Below are 15,614 nucleotides of genomic sequence, written 5' to 3'. Positions count from 1 at the left end.
TGATATCTGCTAATCTGTCAAACCCGAAGGATGGATAATCCAAAGCGGCGTTAATAAATAGTAGATATTGCTAATTAATGTGCGATGAAGATCATGCTGTGTTCGAGCGAAGGATCGCCATATGGATGACATCGACAAATCGTCCATCGATCCGCACCGCATCGCGGGCCACACCTTCGCGGACAAAGCCGACGCTTTCGTAAAGACGAATGGCGCGGTCGTTATCGGCATGAACATCCAGTTCCACCCGGTGCAGGCCGATTGCCCATGATGCCGCAAGGGTGGTTTCGATCAGCCGTTTTCCGAGGCCAGCGCCCCGGTAGCCATCGATAATGCCCATGCCCAGCACACCGCGATGGGCGTGGATTTCTCGGTCGTGGCGGCGAATGTCGCACCAGCCGACGACACGCGCACCATCAAGCGCCACGAATTGCGGATTGCCGCCGTGCTTGAGGCCGGTGACGAAATCCCGCATATGGTCCAGTGGCGGCGCTTCCAGCATGCTCAGATAGCGACGCTCGCGTGCGACCGCGTCGAGAGCCTGATGAAAGCTCTCGACATTGCTCGCCTCTATCGGCTGAATGACAAGCGCACTCACGCCGCCTTCACCTTCGCCCGCTTGGCCAGCTTTTCCACCACATTCTCGATCATTCGCATCCCGGCATCGTTGCCGAGCGTCATGATCGATTCCGGGTGGAACTGCACAGCAGCGACCGGTTCCTTGGCATGTTCGATACCCATGATCGTCCCATCCTCGCTTTCGGCGGTGATGATGAAATCCTTGGGCAAGCTGGCCGGATCGGCATGGATCGAGTGATAGCGCCCGACCGTGACTTCCTTGTTCAGGCCGGAAAACACGATGCCGGGTTCCAGCACGCGGATGCGCGATGGCTTGCCATGCATCGGCACATCCAACTGGCGCAGCACGCCGCCATAGGCTTCCGTCAGCGCCTGGAGACCAAGGCAGACGCCGAAGATCGGCAGGTTGCGGTCGCGCGCTTTCTTGATTGTTGCCGTGCAATCAAAATCCGACGGAGAACCCGGTCCGGGCGACAAGACGACGAGATCGGGGTTCAGGCGATCAAACACCTCTTCCGGCACCGGGCTGCGCACCGTGCTGACGGTAGCGCCGGTCTGGCGGAAGTAATTGGCCAGCGTGTGGACGAAAGAGTCCTCATGATCGACCAGCAGGATTTTGACGCCATGGCCGACAGCTGCCACGCCGCGCTGGGCCTTGGCATTTTGGCCGGATTTGGCGTCGCGGATTGCAGCAATCATGGCCGATGCCTTCAATTCGGTTTCAGCTTCTTCTTCCTGCGGATCGCTGTCATTCAGCAGCGTCGCACCGGCCCGCACTTCGGCAATACCGTCCTTGATGCGCACAGTGCGCAGCGTCAGCCCGGTATTCATGTCGCCATTAAAGCCGACCATGCCGACCGCGCCGCCATACCAGGCGCGCGCGCTTTTCTCATGGGCTTCGACAAAACGCATCGCCCAGAGTTTTGGCGCGCCGGTAACCGTGACGGCCCAGGCATGGGAGAGGAAGCCGTCGAACGCATCCATATCGTCGCGCAGACGGCCCTCAATATGGTCCACCGTGTGGATCAGCCGGGAATACATTTCAATCTGGCGGCGGCCGATCACCTTGACGGAGCCCGGCTCGCAGACCCGGCTTTTGTCGTTGCGGTCAACATCCGAACACATGGTCAGTTCGGATTCGTCCTTCTTGGAATTCAACAGCTTGAGGATCTGTTCGCTATCGGCAATCGGGTCGTCGCCGCGTTTGATCGTGCCAGAAATCGGGCAGGTCTCGATGCGCCGTCCGTTGACGCGCACGAACATTTCCGGCGAAGCGCCGACCAGATATTCCTGATTGCCGAGATTGATGAAGAAGGAATAGGGCGACGGGTTGATGTCCTTCAACCGCTTGGAAATATCCGAGGGCTTGCTATCGCACCGTTCCATGAATTTCTGGCCGGGAACCACTTCGAACAGGTCGCCCTTGCGGAAGCTTTCCTTGGCCTTCACCACCAGTTCGGCAAATTCGCCGGGCCGGTGATCGCCGCGCGGCGGAATGGTATCGGTGTGGCGGAAAGGCTCCGGCGCAATCGTCTCGGCCTTGCCCGCCGTGGTCACGCCGTCCTTTTCGAAATCATAGCGGTCGATCCAGGCCTTGGCGGAATAATGGTCAACCACCAGAATTTCATCGGGCAGGAACAGCACCATGTCGCGCTGATCGTCCGGCCGCTTCAGTTTCAGATCGATGGCATCGAACTGGAAGGCCAGATCATAGCCGAAAGCCCCGAACAGGCCGATGCTGCTGTCAGCCGACGAATAGAAAAGATCGGTAATGGCGCGTAGCACGGTAAATACCGTAGGTGCCTTGGAGCGCTCCTCCTCGGTAAATACCCGGTCGGGGGTCTTCACGGTCAAGTCCAGCCGCTGCGTGGTCAGCGCGCCCAGCACCAGTTCCGGCACGGTCTTCAGCTTTTCGGCGATCAGCGACAGCAGCACTTCGCCCCGGCCATTATAGGCCTCGATCCACACGGCGCGGCCAAAGCTGGAAATGCCCAGCGGCGGATCGACAATGGCCGTATCCCAGCGGGTATAGCGGCCCGGATATTCGTAGTTGGAGGAAAACACCGCGCCGCGCCGCTCATCCAGCTTTTCGACATAGCTGGACACTGCATCGGCATAGGGTGTGGCACGACGCTGGCGCGTGACCGTAATCCCGCCCCGGGTCTGGTAGACATCGCTATTGTCGTCGCGAATAATGGTTGCCATGGCGCTTCTTCCTCATCGTAAAGCCCGTCAGTGAGGGGCCATGAACACAAAAAAGCCGCCTCAGGAAATCCGGGCGGCTTTGGGTCAATCGTCTTTAGACATGACTGGTCAAGGCCGCGTTAGCGAACCCACCACCAAGCATTCATGGACAAAACGATCTTCATGGCGGAATTCATAACCCGGTCCGCCACGCCGCGCAAGAGTGATTTTCAGCCCCCCGATCATAGGGGATCGCTGTGCAAATGCTCCGTGCGGAACCGTGTCTCCCAGCTTTGGTTGATCCCGTCTGCCAGCTTGGCGGTGCCGGGCACGACGCTGCTTGCAGCCTCACCATTCACTCCCAGTTGCACCAGCACATCCTTCAGGCTGGCAATGGGGTCGGCGCAAAGCGCTTCATAGGTGATCCGCAAGGGCTGGATGCCTTGCATGTCGAACCAGCTTTGCCAGGCGCGATCATACTGGATGAATTCGTCGTAGCTGGCGTGGATTTTGGCGGCGTCGTAAATTGGATCGCGTGGCGCAGACAGCCGTTCCAGCTCCGTACCATCGGGTGCGCGATGCCATAATCCAGTTTGTTGGGCTTTCACATAGGAGACGGCCTGTTGCACCTTATCGAGGCGTGTCAGGTGAATGAACAGCGTGGATCCGAACGCAGCCTCAATCCGCTGCCGGTCACTGGCCAGCGTCGGGTAAAGAACGGCAAGCTTTTCGACAAACAGATCAAAACTGTGCCGTTGCAGCCGCAGGCCAAACAGCCCCGTGCCATTGCGGCCCGTCTCGACCGCAGCTTCAAAGATTGCCGCCAGAAGATCGCTCTCCGGCAAAGAGGGGTTGATGTCCAGATTGAGATAGGACAGCCAATCGGTAATCGATCCGTGATGAAAATAGGATTTCGGCTTACCCGCCACTCCGGTTGCTGCCAGCATATTGCACAACAAGGTGCTGCCGCTGCGTGGCGAGGTGCAGATCACATAGGACTGGAATTTCGCCATCGTCTTTTGAACCGAGCAATCATTTGAAGATGCCCAGCCCTATAGTAACGAGGTGTGACAGCTCGGTGACCGCAGACAATAAAACCGGATATTACAGGCGGTGAAACAATGCTTGTTGGGGGACTTTAAAGAAACGAATGTTTATGAAGCGGCTCAAGCGCCATCATCCAAGAACACGTCGCCTGATCCTTCGGCAGCCGCCCCGCCGCAATCAATCGCATCGCCAATCCGCCCCGCAGGCTGACCATTGATGAAAACCGTTGGCGACCCTGCGGCCAAAGCCCGGCCATGGCTTGGTTCCGGGCAGGACGAACAGGCATGCGCCCCATAGGCATCCCCAACCCGGACGGCCCCGCGACCGTTGATGAACACATTGCCACTGGCCTCGATGGAGGGCGTCGGCGGGAAATGGCAGGCATGGCCGGAACCGATATCGCCGAGGCGGGTGATGGCGGGCATGGTGTTCTCCTTTAAGCACGAATGGTTTTTAATATTTTATGCAATTAAATATTTCTTGTGATTTAATTTTTAAAAAATAATTTTATCTCAATTTTAATCTGGTAATTATATGAAATATTAAAATTTAAAAACTTACTGATTCCATAAGAAATATACTTCTATTTTCCTGGGTGTCATAAATCTTTATATTTTCAGTTTGAGAAACCGCTTCTCTTGTAAGATAAATTGGATTTTTTGTATTGTTGGGTTTGTGCCACCACAAATCATCATCACCTGTAAAAAAATATAGATCATTGTTTTCTGAAAATCCTTTTTGATAGAGTATTTTTATCAAATCTTCCTTCCTATTGGTTTCAAAAAAGCCACGCAGGCGGAGTGTCTGATCCTTTCCATCCCATTTTTCCTGTTCTTCGATATGGATGATTTCTTTTATATCTGATAATTTTGTTAGCTCTAAGACTGTATTTTTTTCCAAAAGAATGTCTCCCCTTTCTGAAGAATAATTGAGTGATGAGCCCAATTTTGATAAAATTACCAATATAATTCCAATTGAAAAAATTATAATCAATATTAAAAAAAATACTTTTTTCATTTTAGTTCACCTTGCGAGGCCGTAATTCACGTATAGCTCGGGTGTTTCTCCGACTATATCGAAAAAATTAGCTTTATTTGCAGCGGAAAGGCTACCCATGACTCCGTCAGAGACAACGTATTTATCTCCGTCAGTGTCTATGTAGTGAGAATTGGGGAAGTCAGGCAATCCAAGATTGTATTCTTTTAATGGTTCGATTGTGCCTGGAGTTGCCATGTCGGCTAGATCTATGGCCGTTTTCGGAACGCTAACTGTTTTTCCCATATCCCAGTTATATCTATCATATATGTATACCTTATATTTTATCTTCAATCCCGTTTCTTTTCCGTCGATTTTCATCACTTCAGCACGAGCGCCAAAGCTGAATAAAAATGATCCCATTGCGTAATGCCATTTCGGTGATTGCGACGGCTTTGCTGTGGCGCCAAGCCAGTAATCTCCCGGTTTTTCCTCTAGTATGAAGCATGCAACATTAAGATTTTTATCATTTTTAAATTGGTCAGAAATATCGTTGAGAAATTGATATAGAAACTTGTTTTTGTTTTCCGAAAAAGTTGGTAAACTTGTCTCTATGTCTCTAATTTCATCGCTACTTAGTTTTCGATCTGAACCATTTCCTTCACGATAGTGTTTTACATTTGCTGCGGCTTCAGAAAATCTTGAATCATATCCACCCCACTCAAGTATGTCGGCAAATTGCTCCGCAGAAGAAATTAATTTTTCCTTTTCTTCTGGGGTCAATTTGCTATTTATGTATGTCGACTTATCACCAACGTCGTCGACGGGTGGGTGTGGTGGTCTGGGAATAGGACCAGTTTCGACTTTTTTTGCTTTTACGGCCATAAGCACTCCGTCAATTTAGATTTATTTTATCGCCTTTAATTTTTATCTGATTGCCTTCAATTAGGATTGATCCATCTTCTGTCATCTCAATTCTAGAATTTCCGCATATTAAGGATATTTTTTCGCCCGACTTAATTGTGCGTATCTTTCCTACTACCTCGTGGTGCTCATGGCCTACGGCTATAATATAGTCGCGGCCAACTTGGATTCGGCTAACAAATTTAACGAATTGACTTTTTATGCCTCCAATCAATTCAGTTGAATTGACTCCGACTGTTTCCATTTTGGTGTTCTGCACGGAAATGTTGAGAGATCCTTGACCTACGCTCTGATGGCGAGGAAGGCTTAATCTCTTTATAAATTTTCCAATTTTGTCGCCACTGTAGTTTATTTTTTTTACAATTTGCTGTATGTTCGAGTAGTTTCCGGCGGATATATTTATATTTCCGCCAACGTTTATTTCATGATTTCCACCTGTATAGGAGGATTTGTTGTTTGTGACGATGTCTGAACTATCTCTTTCAACCTTTGTTGCTGAATCTTTTTTTATAATTTTCGTAAAATCGTTTTCAATTACAATATTTTTATCGCGTTGAGCATGGATGTAAAATTCCTCTCGGCCGTTTTCATCTTCAAGGCGGATTTCGTTTGAGCCAAAGCCCTTATGTGTTTTTGTCTTAAACACACTCCGAGTCTTATTCGCCGGCAAATCATACGGCACCGGGTTGTTCGTATTCGGCACGACGCCTGTTACCAGCGGTCTGTCAGGGTCGCCGTCGATATAGGCGATCATCACTTCCATGCCGATGCGGGGGATGACCTGGGAGCCCCAGAGGCCGCCGGCCCAGCTTTGGGAAACGCGGATCCAGCAGGTGTCGGAGCCGTCCTTTTTGGCGCGTCTATCCCAGGGGAACCAGGCTTTGATCCGGCCGTATTTATCCGGATGAATTTCTTCCCCCGAGGGGCCTGCGACAATGGCCACCTGCGCGCCTTCGATGCGGGGGCGTTTGGTGGTGCGATGCGGGGTTAAGGGGATGCGCGAGGGGATAGCCCCGAATTCGTTGATATATTCCGGCTGATTTTCCGTGGTTTCATAGGAGCGATCCACCACCCAATGGGTGATCCGGGTAATCACATGCTCTTCGTATTTGTGTTCCGGGTGGGGTTCTTCATAGGGGTTGAAGCGTCGTCCCGGCTCCAGCACACGCACAGTCGATTGGCCTTTGACCCGTTCGTGATCCGCCTGGGTCGCCTGAGCGCGCAATTTGCCGACACGCTCCATTTCGAGGTAGTCGGCGGCGCGGGCGGGGTAGTTGTAAAGCTCGCGCTTGGCATTGCCCGGCAACTCCACGAGAGAGGGCGTTTGCGAGCGCGGAATGAAGTTCGGCGTTTCAAAATTCCAGTCGGCATCGACGCGCTGGCCGGGGACATAACTGAAGCGCCGCATCCATTCGGTGATGTGGTTGCGGTCGGAAGAGCCTTGGGCGATCCGCACGGTGTCATCGCCTTCCGCGCTGGCCGAGGCCTTTGACCAGGCAATCTGGTGGTCTGTCACTCTCAGGCGATGAATGCCCTTATCATGTTGAAACCAATAGAAAATTCCATCTTCTTCCAACCGGCGAAGCAAGTAGTCGAGGTCACTTTCCTGCCATTGGACAGAATAGCCTTGTGCCGGTGGTTTGTTCTGTAGAAAGCCGATATCCGGCTGCGGCAGGCCATGTTCGGAAAACAACGTTTCCAGCACCTGGATCGATGTCATATCCAGCCAGATCCGGCAATCGGAGCGGCGTGACAGCAGCCACATCTGCGGACGGATGGTGAGCGTGTAGGAGCGTAACCCACGTGTGACCGGCGGGCCTTCCTCAAGATCGGTCACCAAGCCATTGAACGGGCGGCGCAGGCCATCTTCGCCCAACTCGCCCTGGCGGATTTCCAGGGAAATATCGACCAGCTTACCGATAAGCTCTTCCGGTTTGACCGCTTCACGCTTGGCGCGGACATGCAGAGTGATTTCAAACAGACGATTGACGCCCTCATCTACCTTCATCCGCTCCGGCAGCAATTGATCCTCACCCAGTGGGGAGGAGACTTTCAAGACACGGCTGGCCTGAATGAAATCGGCAGTCAATATATCGTCGAACATCGTAAGGCCCCCGGGATTGCGTCTTAAAATATCAAATGCAATATCGATGGCCCGCCCGAACTGTTTCAAACACGCCATCCCTATGGCGAAATTAGACTAGCTTTCCGAAAGGTCAAGGTTTTGGTTGTGTTGCCGGATATGTTTGTTTTTTCGGTTGCGAATGATCATTAGCGAACGGAAAAGGCGATGAGGAATTGTGCAAAGTCTAACCGGCCAGCGTCTTGCTAGCATCGATCTTGACCACATCTTCGCCGACAAAAACGATGACATAACCTCCGGTCGTTTCCGCGTCGGCTGCCCAGCGGCGCATCGCGCTGGCATAGGGTTCGTGACGCCACACCTGCGGAAAGGCCGGGTCGACCAAGACCGTGATTTGTGGACCTTGAGTGTAGACCATCATCTTTGCCTTGGCCGGTTCCCATTCCGGGCCAAGACTGTCGCTTTTCATCCAGAGACAGAGAAAGTCTCGGCAGAGCTGCGGTCTCTCGGAGTAGATCGTGCAGCCTTTCCCGGCTGTGCAGTGGATGCACCAGGTATTGGCGGGTTTTGCCAAGGCGTCGATATCCGGCAGGCGGCAACAGAGCGTGCAGGTGCCGCACGTGCGAACGGGCAGAGCGGCCGGGGCTGAGGGAATTTCGACGGGCATGGGGCGGTTTTTGCAGCTTGGAAACGGAAAACCTGCCGTAGCATAAGGCAACCGCCCACGCCATGCGCCTCACCCTGAAACGATTGTCCTGATGAGGCGAGGTCGTGTCTTCGCTTATGCCGCTGCGTATTCGTGGCGCTTTCGGGCTATCGGGGCGGCTGCCGATTGATAGAGCTGGCCGAAGCGGTTGGTGAGAAAGGCGTCGAGGCTGATTTCTTCCTGGCGCACGAAGCCGGATTGCGGCAGCGCGACTTCCGCCAACAGGTCCAGCACGGCGCAGATACCGGCGGCGGTGGTGATCTGGATGGCGCTCATTTTCTTGCCCGCTACGGTCCCGGCATAGACCTTGTTGGCATAGGTTTCCTGCATATAGCGGCCTTCGCGCCAGCCGCAGACGGTCACGAAAATCACCACCACATCCTGCATGGTGGCGGGCAGGGCGTTTTCAAACAGGTCCTTCAGCACGTCGCGGCGGTTCTTCAGGTTAAAGTCGTTGAGCAGCGCCTTGATGATCGCTTGGTGGCCAGGATAGCGGATGGTACGGTAATTCATGGTCCGCACCCGGCCTTCCAGGGTTTTCGCCAGCGTGCCGAGGCCGCCTGACGTGTTGAAGGCTTCATAGGTCACACCATCCAGTGAAAACTCCTCGCGTTCTTCCATCGCAGGCACGCTGATCATCCGGCCCTCGACAATGGCTTCGCAGGGCTCGATATATTCGTTGATCAGCCCGTCGGTGCTCCAGGTCAGGTTGTAGTTCAGCGCATTGGACGGGTATTGCGGCAGCGCGCCGACCCGCATTCGCACGCTGTCCAACGTCTCGAAGCGCTGCGCCAGATCATGGGCGACGATGGAAATGAAGCCGGGGGCAAGGCCGCATTGGGGGATAAAGGCGGTGCGCGCACCCTCCGCCAGTACCTCCACCTTTTTCGTGGTCGCTACGTCTTCCGTCAGGTCGAGGTAATGGCAGCCGCTGCGCCCCGCACTTTCGGCAATGGCGCCGGTCAGGTGAAAAGGGGCGGCGGAAAGAACGGCGAACTGACCGTGAAGATGGGCATCAAGGGCTTTGCTGTCAGTAATATCAACCAAAGCCGTTGCGATGCCGGGGTGGAGGGCCAGTTTGCCCAATTGTTCGGCGCTACGGTCGGCAACCGTCACCCGGTAATCGCCGGTCTCCGCCAAAAGATGGGCAATTGCCCCGCCGATCTTTCCCGCGCCAATGATGGAAATGTTTTTCATTGATCGTTCCCCTGATGCTATTGACGAGCCTTCAGTGTGGAGCCGATTCCTGTCGATTCACAGTGGCAAAATGAGCGTTTTCGCTTACAATAATGGACGATTTGCCAAAAGGATTGAGCATAATGCAGGTCTCCGATAAGGACCGTGAATTGCTGGCGCTGTTGGGCGAAAATGCCCGTATGCCGGTGGCCACGCTGGCGCGTCGCCTCGGCCTGTCGCGCACCACGGTGCAGGCGCGGCTGGAACGGCTGGAGCGGGAAGGGGTGATTGCCGGCTACGGGCTTCGGCTATCGGACGCCTATCAGAGCGGGCTGATCCGCGCCCATGTGATGATTACCATGGCACCCAAGGCATTGACCAACGTCACGGCAGAGCTGGCCGCCATCCCACAGGTGACGGCGCTGCATTCCGTCAACGGTCCTTACGACCTTATCGCCATGTTGGCCGCGCCCTCAATCCAGGAGCTGGACCGGCTGATTGACCGGATTGGGGAACTGTCGGGGGTTGAGCGGACGCTGTCGTCGATCATTCTATCGACGCGGATTGCCCGGTGAGAGGACTTTCGAAATACCTAAGCTGAATCGGCCACGTGCCATTTTAAGGGGGCCTTGGTTTCGAATCATTAATGTCCTATACATAGGACATGTATAATGATGATTTAGATGTTATTAGTGGTGGATGGCATGTCTGGTGCTGATCGGAAGAAAGCAGAGGTAGTCGCTGTCAATCCAGACCTGGAACGGGTATTGGCGGCTGTTAGTTATGTAATTTTTACGGCTCAACGGAAATCAAAGAAGCCTACGCAATATGATGTTGTAAAAAGCCTGTTTTTAGCGGATCGGACCCATCTCAATAAATATGGACGTCTTGTGTCTTCTGACCGTTATGTGGCTATGAAGCACGGGCCGGTTCCGAGCACTGCTTATAATGTTTTAAAGAATGATGGGCCTACGCTCAAAAGATATGAACTTGACCATCTGCCCTGGAATTCGGAGGCTGGAGACGGCGGAAAGATATATTACAGCGACCCCGATATAAGCTCTGTTGACGAGGTTTTATCGCCAAGCGATAAAGTGGCGATAGAAGACGCGGTTTCTACGGTTTTAAGTTTATCGTTTGGTCAGATCCGTCGTCTAACTCATGATGATCCAGCTTATATTGATGCATGGGAGGATGAGAGCGAACGGAAGCAGTTTCCTATGAGCCTAGGCCTTTTGTTCGAAAGCCCTAACTTTGAGCGTGCTCGTGAGCTCAGCGATATTTCAAAATTATAAATGCTTTTTTCTGTTGGCGACATAGTATATTTCAAAAGTGATGTGGCCGGGAAGGCAAAGTATCATTTTTGCTTTTGTTTTGACGCCGAGAAAGACTTGTATTCCTTGATGTTTTTGAACTCGGAAGGTGAGTTCTTTGATCATTTTGCCGTCGATTGCTCCAGAATACCGGATTTGCCGAAATCTCGTAGCGGTCGTACGGTGTTTAGTTGCCCAACGGTCATTAGGCGTACAGACGGTCGCCTTCGTCCTTTGAAACCAGTTTCTAAATGCAAGCTGCCGCATGATGTTGCCGCTGATTTTTTGGTGTTTGCGCAAGGTTTGACGTCAATGACGGAAAAAGACAAGACTCAACTTATTGCAACATTGCGTGCGTTATCCGGAGCTTAATCGATAATGCAGATGGTGTTATTTATTCATAAAGGTGGTTTTTAAACACGGCGGGAATTTTATTTCCCGCCGTGTTTGATTTAATCACTTCGCCCTTGCGTCCAACACCCGGTTGGCGGCCGAGACGATGGCTTCCAGCGAGGCGGTGACGATGTTCTGGTTGATACCGGCACCGAACAGCCGCCCGCCGGGATGATCCATTTCCACATAGGCGATGGCCGCGGCGTTGGAGCCGTGTTGCAGAGAGTGCTCGGAATAGTCACGCACCGAAATCTCGATGCCCAGATAGGTGGAGAGCGCGTTGACGAAACCGTCAATCGGGCCGTTACCCTTGCCTTCGATCCGCTTCACTTCGCCGCCATCGTTGATTTCGGCAGCGACGATCCGCACGCCCTTGGTGGCCGTGTCGGGATAGGTGTGGTGATCGACGAATTTCAGCCGGGCTTCGAGCTGGTCGATATAGCGGCTGATGAAGCTGTCATAGATCCGCTTGGAGGGCAGTTCCACGCCTTCTTCATCGGTAATGCGCTGGATTTCCTCTCGGAACTCCACCTGCAGGTTGCGCGGCAGGTTGATGCCGTAATCCTGTTGCAGGATATAGGCGATGCCGCCTTTTCCCGATTGGGAATTGATGCGGATGATTGCCTCGTAGGAGCGGCCGACATCCTGTGGATCGATGGGCAGATAGGGGACTTCCCAGACCGGGGAATTGGCCTTTTTCACTGCCTTCATGCCCTTGTTGATCGCATCCTGGTGTGAACCCGAAAAGGCGGTATAGACCAGTTCGCCAACATAGGGATGGCGTTCCGGAATGGTCATTTCATTGGCATATTCGTAGACATCCTTGATGCGCTCGATCTGCGAGCAGTCCAGCTCGGGATCGATGCCCTGGGTGTACATGTTCAGCGCCAGCGTCACGACATCGACATTGCCGGTGCGCTCGCCATTGCCAAACAGCGTGCCTTCCACCCGGTCGGCACCTGCCATCAGCGCCAGTTCGGTGGCGGCGATGCCGGTGCCGCGGTCGTTGTGCGGATGCAGCGAGATGATGACGTTTTCGCGGTTGTCGATATTGCGGCACATCCACTCGATCTGGTCGGCATAGATGTTCGGCGTCGCCATTTCCACAGTCGAGGGCAGGTTGAGGATCAGCTTGTTGTCGGCGGTTGGCTTGATCTCGGCAATCACTGCGTTGCAGATCTCCAGCGCCACGTCCAGTTCGGTGCCGGTAAAGCTTTCCGGCGAATATTCAAACCGGTAGCCGCCGCCAGCCTTGGTGGCCATGTCGATAATCATTTTCGCCGCATCGACGGCGATCTGCTTGATGCCAGGAACGTCCTTGGCAAACACCACGCGACGCTGCAATTCCGAGGTCGAATTGTAGAAATGGATGATTGGCTTATGGGCGCCTTCCAGGGCCTCGAAGGTGCGGCTGATCAGTTCCGGGCGGCACTGCACCAGCACTTGCAGGGAGACATCATCAGGCACATTGCCTTGCTCGACGCACCAGCGGGCAAAGTCGAAATCGGTCTGTGAGGCCGAGGGAAAGCCGATCTCGATTTCCTTGAAGCCCATTTCCAGCAGCAACTGGAACATCCGGGCCTTACGGTCGTGGCCCATCGGGTTGACCAGCGACTGGTTGCCGTCGCGCAGGTCCACCGAACACCAGATCGGCGCTTGGGTGATGGTTTTGCCCGGCCAGGTGCGGTCGGAAATGTCGATCTGGGGGTAGGGCCGGTATTTGCTTGCCGCGTCGGGCATGCCCTTGTGCACGGAATTGCTCTTCAACATGTTCGCTCTCTTCTCATCCCGAATATGCCCGGCTTATAGCGGTTCGAGTGCCGCATGCGAATGCAAAATTCGGCCCCTTCAGGGGTCAATAGTCAAAATTGTGGAGTGGTGAGGAGCAATCGCCTGCGACGGCTAACCCGGCCGCCGGGCGCTCCTCAATGGACCCGGCAACCGCGGATAAGGTCGAGAAGAAGAAGCGAGGATAGGGCGCGCAAAGCTGCGGCGTGGCTAAAATTGCCTCGCTGTGCAGTCTTCGTCATGGAATGGCCCGATGTCTTCATGCTTCAATCTATAATCAGCGGTTTCCGGGCTGGCAAGGGCAATTTTCATCAAGGCTGCGGATGACGGTCAGCGCCGCAGCCGGATGGCGAACCGCGTCAGCCCCAGCATGGCCAGGCCGCCGATCAATCCCCAGAAGGCGGCGGAAATGCCGAGAAGCGAGATACCCGACGCGGTGACCAGGAAGGTGACGGCGGCAGCCTCGCGGGTCGTGGGTTCCCGGAAAGCCGAAACGATCGACCCGGAAAAGGCGCCGATCAGCGCCAGACCCGCGACCGATTCGATCAGGATTGGGGGTGCTAGCCCGACGAAGGAGGTGACGACGCCGGCCAAAAGGCCGAGGACCAGATACCCCACGCTGCCGATCATCGCCGCCCAATAGCGCCGCTGCGGATCGGCATGGGCATCATGGCCCGCCGCCATGGCGGCTGTGACGGCGGCGAGATTAATGGCATGGCCGCCAAAGGGCGCGGCAAGGGCGGTGAACAGGCCGGTGATGGTGAAAAGTGGACCCGGCCTTGGGTGGTAATCATGCACTTTCAGCACGGCGATGCCTGGAATGTTCTGTGAAGCCATGGTGACGATAAACAGGGGCAATGCGATGGAAACCATCGACGCGAATGTGAACGTCGGCATCACGAATGCAACTGGCGGCACGAGGGAGTCACTCAGTGCCGAGAATGCGCCGTCGGGCAGGGGAACGGCGAACACCAGGACCAGAACGAAGGCAGCAAGAGCGGCGGGAACGGCAAAGAGCCTGTTGATGGTGTCGACAATCGCCCAGGCCAGCAGGATTGGCAGGCCGAGCAGCGGGCTTTCTTCGATAGCTTTGAACGGTGTAAAGCAAAGGCCGACGATCACCCCTGATAGCATGGCATTGGCCAGCGGGGCGGGAATGGCGCCAATGGCCCGGCCAAGCGGCTTGAACAGCCCGGCAATGATGATCAGCGCGGCGCAGACCAGAAACGCCCCGACTGCTGCTGAAAAACCGCCTTGCGGCACACCGGCGGTGACCAGCAGAGCGGCACCGGGCGTCGACCAGGCAATGGAAATCGGCATCCGCGTCTTGAGACAAACGATAAGGCCGCAAATACCCATGGAGACCGACAGCGCCATCAGGCCGGAGGCCGCCTGCAGATCGCTGGCCCCAACCCCTTTCAGCCCTTGCAGGATAACAGCAAAGGAACTGGCAAAGCCGACGAAGGCAACCAGCAGACCCATAAACAGGCTTTGCGGAGAAAATTGTTTCAGCATGCGGATGGTCCCGGCACCAGTATCGATCCGGCTGGAACATCAGGTTCTAATGAAACACGCAAGGCTGAGATGGGGCAAACGGGTACGTATCGAAACACATTTGCGATGGCAGGCACATAAAACAAAACCCCGCCGGATTGCTCCGACGGGGTTGTATCGTCATGGTTGTAAAATCAGATTTCCGACTGGCTTTCGACGATCTTCGACACCAGGCCGTAGGTCTTGGCTTCTTCAGCCGAGAGCCAGTAATCGCGGTCGATGTCCTTGGCGATCTTTTCTTCTGTCTGGCCGGTGGCCTTGGAGAAGATCTTGATCAGGCGCTGGTTCATCTTGATGATTTCGCGGGCCTGGATTTCGATATCCGAGGCCATACCGCGTGTGCCGCCCGAGGGTTGGTGCAGCAGGAAGCGGGTATTGGGCAGGCAAAGACGCTGCTCCTTCGGAACCGAAACATAGATCAGCGCGCCAGCGGAGGCGACCCAGCCGGTGCCGATGATCCAGACCTTCGGCTTGATGAACTTGATCATGTCATGGATCGAATCGCCCGATTCGACATGGCCGCCTGGAGAATTGACGTAGACGCGGATGTCGTCGTCGCTGGCGGCAGCCAGAGCCACCAGCTGTGTGCAGACCTTCTGCGCCAGTTCCTGGGTGATCCCGCCATAGATGAAGATCGATCGCGACTTGAAAAGATTCGCTTCCGTTTCCTTGCCGAGCGGCAGTTCCTTGCTCTTGTCGTCGTCTTCTTCGTTCATTCGGCAATTCCTCATTTGCGTTTTGCTCACCCGAACCGACCGCGTCCTGAGCCATCATGATGACCGATAGTCTGCGGACGGCACGCTTACCACTTCCTATGCAAATAGTGCTTATCAAGGCTTAAAACAATGCCGGAAAAAGGCAAGCGTGGACGCGGTGAACAGGAAGTTGATCC

Annotated in this window: 15 protein-coding genes; 3 read left to right on the top strand and 12 right to left on the bottom strand. The window is 54.4% G+C overall.

Features of this window, described 5'->3' with window-relative positions:
• Nucleotides 1-91: 91 nt before the first annotated feature.
• From AVI_RS12850 to AVI_RS12815, 9 genes are all read right to left on the bottom strand, one after another.
• Nucleotides 92-598, bottom strand: coding sequence for a GNAT family N-acetyltransferase (locus AVI_RS12850; RefSeq protein WP_015916755.1), 507 nt, complete (start codon nucleotides 596-598; stop codon nucleotides 92-94).
• Nucleotides 595-2,784 carry an anthranilate synthase gene (locus tag AVI_RS12845; protein ID WP_015916754.1) on the bottom strand — a complete coding sequence of 730 codons (2,190 nt, stop codon included), beginning with the start codon at nucleotides 2,782-2,784 and terminating at the stop codon, nucleotides 595-597. The genes AVI_RS12850 and AVI_RS12845 overlap by 4 nt, the downstream gene beginning before the upstream one ends.
• 221 nt (nucleotides 2,785-3,005) lie before the next feature.
• Nucleotides 3,006-3,776 carry a Stf0 family sulfotransferase gene (locus AVI_RS12840; protein WP_015916753.1) on the bottom strand — a complete coding sequence of 257 codons (771 nt, stop codon included), beginning with the start codon at nucleotides 3,774-3,776 and terminating at the stop codon, nucleotides 3,006-3,008.
• Between the two features lie 153 nt (nucleotides 3,777-3,929).
• Nucleotides 3,930-4,235 (bottom strand): PAAR domain-containing protein, encoded by a 306-nt coding sequence (locus AVI_RS12835; RefSeq protein WP_015916752.1) that lies wholly within the window; start codon nucleotides 4,233-4,235, stop codon nucleotides 3,930-3,932.
• Nucleotides 4,236-4,359: 124 nt separating this feature from the next.
• Nucleotides 4,360-4,827, bottom strand: a complete 468-nt coding sequence (locus AVI_RS30570) for a hypothetical protein (RefSeq protein ID WP_015916751.1) — start codon at nucleotides 4,825-4,827, stop codon at nucleotides 4,360-4,362.
• Between the two features lie 6 nt (nucleotides 4,828-4,833).
• On the bottom strand, nucleotides 4,834-5,670 hold the full coding sequence (locus AVI_RS12830) for a hypothetical protein (protein WP_015916750.1): 837 nt from the start codon (nucleotides 5,668-5,670) through the stop codon (nucleotides 4,834-4,836).
• 10 nt (nucleotides 5,671-5,680) lie between these two features.
• Nucleotides 5,681-7,813, bottom strand: a complete 2,133-nt coding sequence (locus AVI_RS12825; RefSeq protein ID WP_015916749.1) for a type VI secretion system Vgr family protein — start codon at nucleotides 7,811-7,813, stop codon at nucleotides 5,681-5,683.
• 205 nt (nucleotides 7,814-8,018) lie between these two features.
• Nucleotides 8,019-8,459, bottom strand: a complete 441-nt coding sequence (locus tag AVI_RS12820) for a YkgJ family cysteine cluster protein (protein ID WP_015916748.1) — start codon at nucleotides 8,457-8,459, stop codon at nucleotides 8,019-8,021.
• A 114-nt stretch (nucleotides 8,460-8,573) separates the two neighbouring features.
• A complete protein-coding gene (locus AVI_RS12815) occupies nucleotides 8,574-9,695 on the bottom strand; it encodes a saccharopine dehydrogenase family protein (protein WP_015916747.1) in 1,122 nt (373 codons plus the stop codon).
• Between the two features lie 122 nt (nucleotides 9,696-9,817).
• Here AVI_RS12815 and AVI_RS12810 point away from each other — a divergent pair, with 122 nt between their 5' ends.
• The 3 genes from AVI_RS12810 (at nucleotide 9,818) to AVI_RS12800 (ending at nucleotide 11,359) form a co-directional block, all read left to right on the top strand.
• Nucleotides 9,818-10,249 (top strand): Lrp/AsnC family transcriptional regulator, encoded by a 432-nt coding sequence (locus AVI_RS12810; RefSeq protein WP_041698142.1) that lies wholly within the window; start codon nucleotides 9,818-9,820, stop codon nucleotides 10,247-10,249.
• Between the two features lie 108 nt (nucleotides 10,250-10,357).
• The gene (locus AVI_RS29140) at nucleotides 10,358-10,969 is read left to right on the top strand and encodes a Panacea domain-containing protein (RefSeq protein ID WP_015917611.1); all 612 of its coding nucleotides are present in this window, start codon (nucleotides 10,358-10,360) and stop codon (nucleotides 10,967-10,969) included.
• The gene (locus tag AVI_RS12800) at nucleotides 10,970-11,359 is read left to right on the top strand and encodes a hypothetical protein (protein ID WP_041696925.1); all 390 of its coding nucleotides are present in this window, start codon (nucleotides 10,970-10,972) and stop codon (nucleotides 11,357-11,359) included. It abuts the gene before it with no gap.
• 84 nt (nucleotides 11,360-11,443) lie between these two features.
• On the opposite strand, the gene leuA is transcribed toward AVI_RS12800, so the two are convergent.
• From leuA to AVI_RS12785, 3 genes are all read right to left on the bottom strand, one after another.
• Complete coding sequence (leuA, locus tag AVI_RS12795; RefSeq protein ID WP_015916745.1) at nucleotides 11,444-13,150, bottom strand: 2-isopropylmalate synthase; 1,707 nt, start codon at nucleotides 13,148-13,150, stop codon at nucleotides 11,444-11,446.
• A gap of 348 nt (nucleotides 13,151-13,498) precedes the next feature.
• On the bottom strand, nucleotides 13,499-14,683 hold the full coding sequence (locus AVI_RS12790) for a benzoate/H(+) symporter BenE family transporter (protein ID WP_015916744.1): 1,185 nt from the start codon (nucleotides 14,681-14,683) through the stop codon (nucleotides 13,499-13,501).
• 173 nt (nucleotides 14,684-14,856) lie between these two features.
• On the bottom strand, nucleotides 14,857-15,438 hold the full coding sequence (locus AVI_RS12785; protein ID WP_015916743.1) for an ATP-dependent Clp protease proteolytic subunit: 582 nt from the start codon (nucleotides 15,436-15,438) through the stop codon (nucleotides 14,857-14,859).
• Nucleotides 15,439-15,614: the final 176 nt, after the last annotated feature.

This window comes from Allorhizobium ampelinum S4 (assembly GCF_000016285.1).
GTDB lineage: Bacteria > Pseudomonadota > Alphaproteobacteria > Rhizobiales > Rhizobiaceae > Allorhizobium > Allorhizobium ampelinum.
This window is presented reverse-complemented; position numbering and strand designations above follow the sequence as displayed.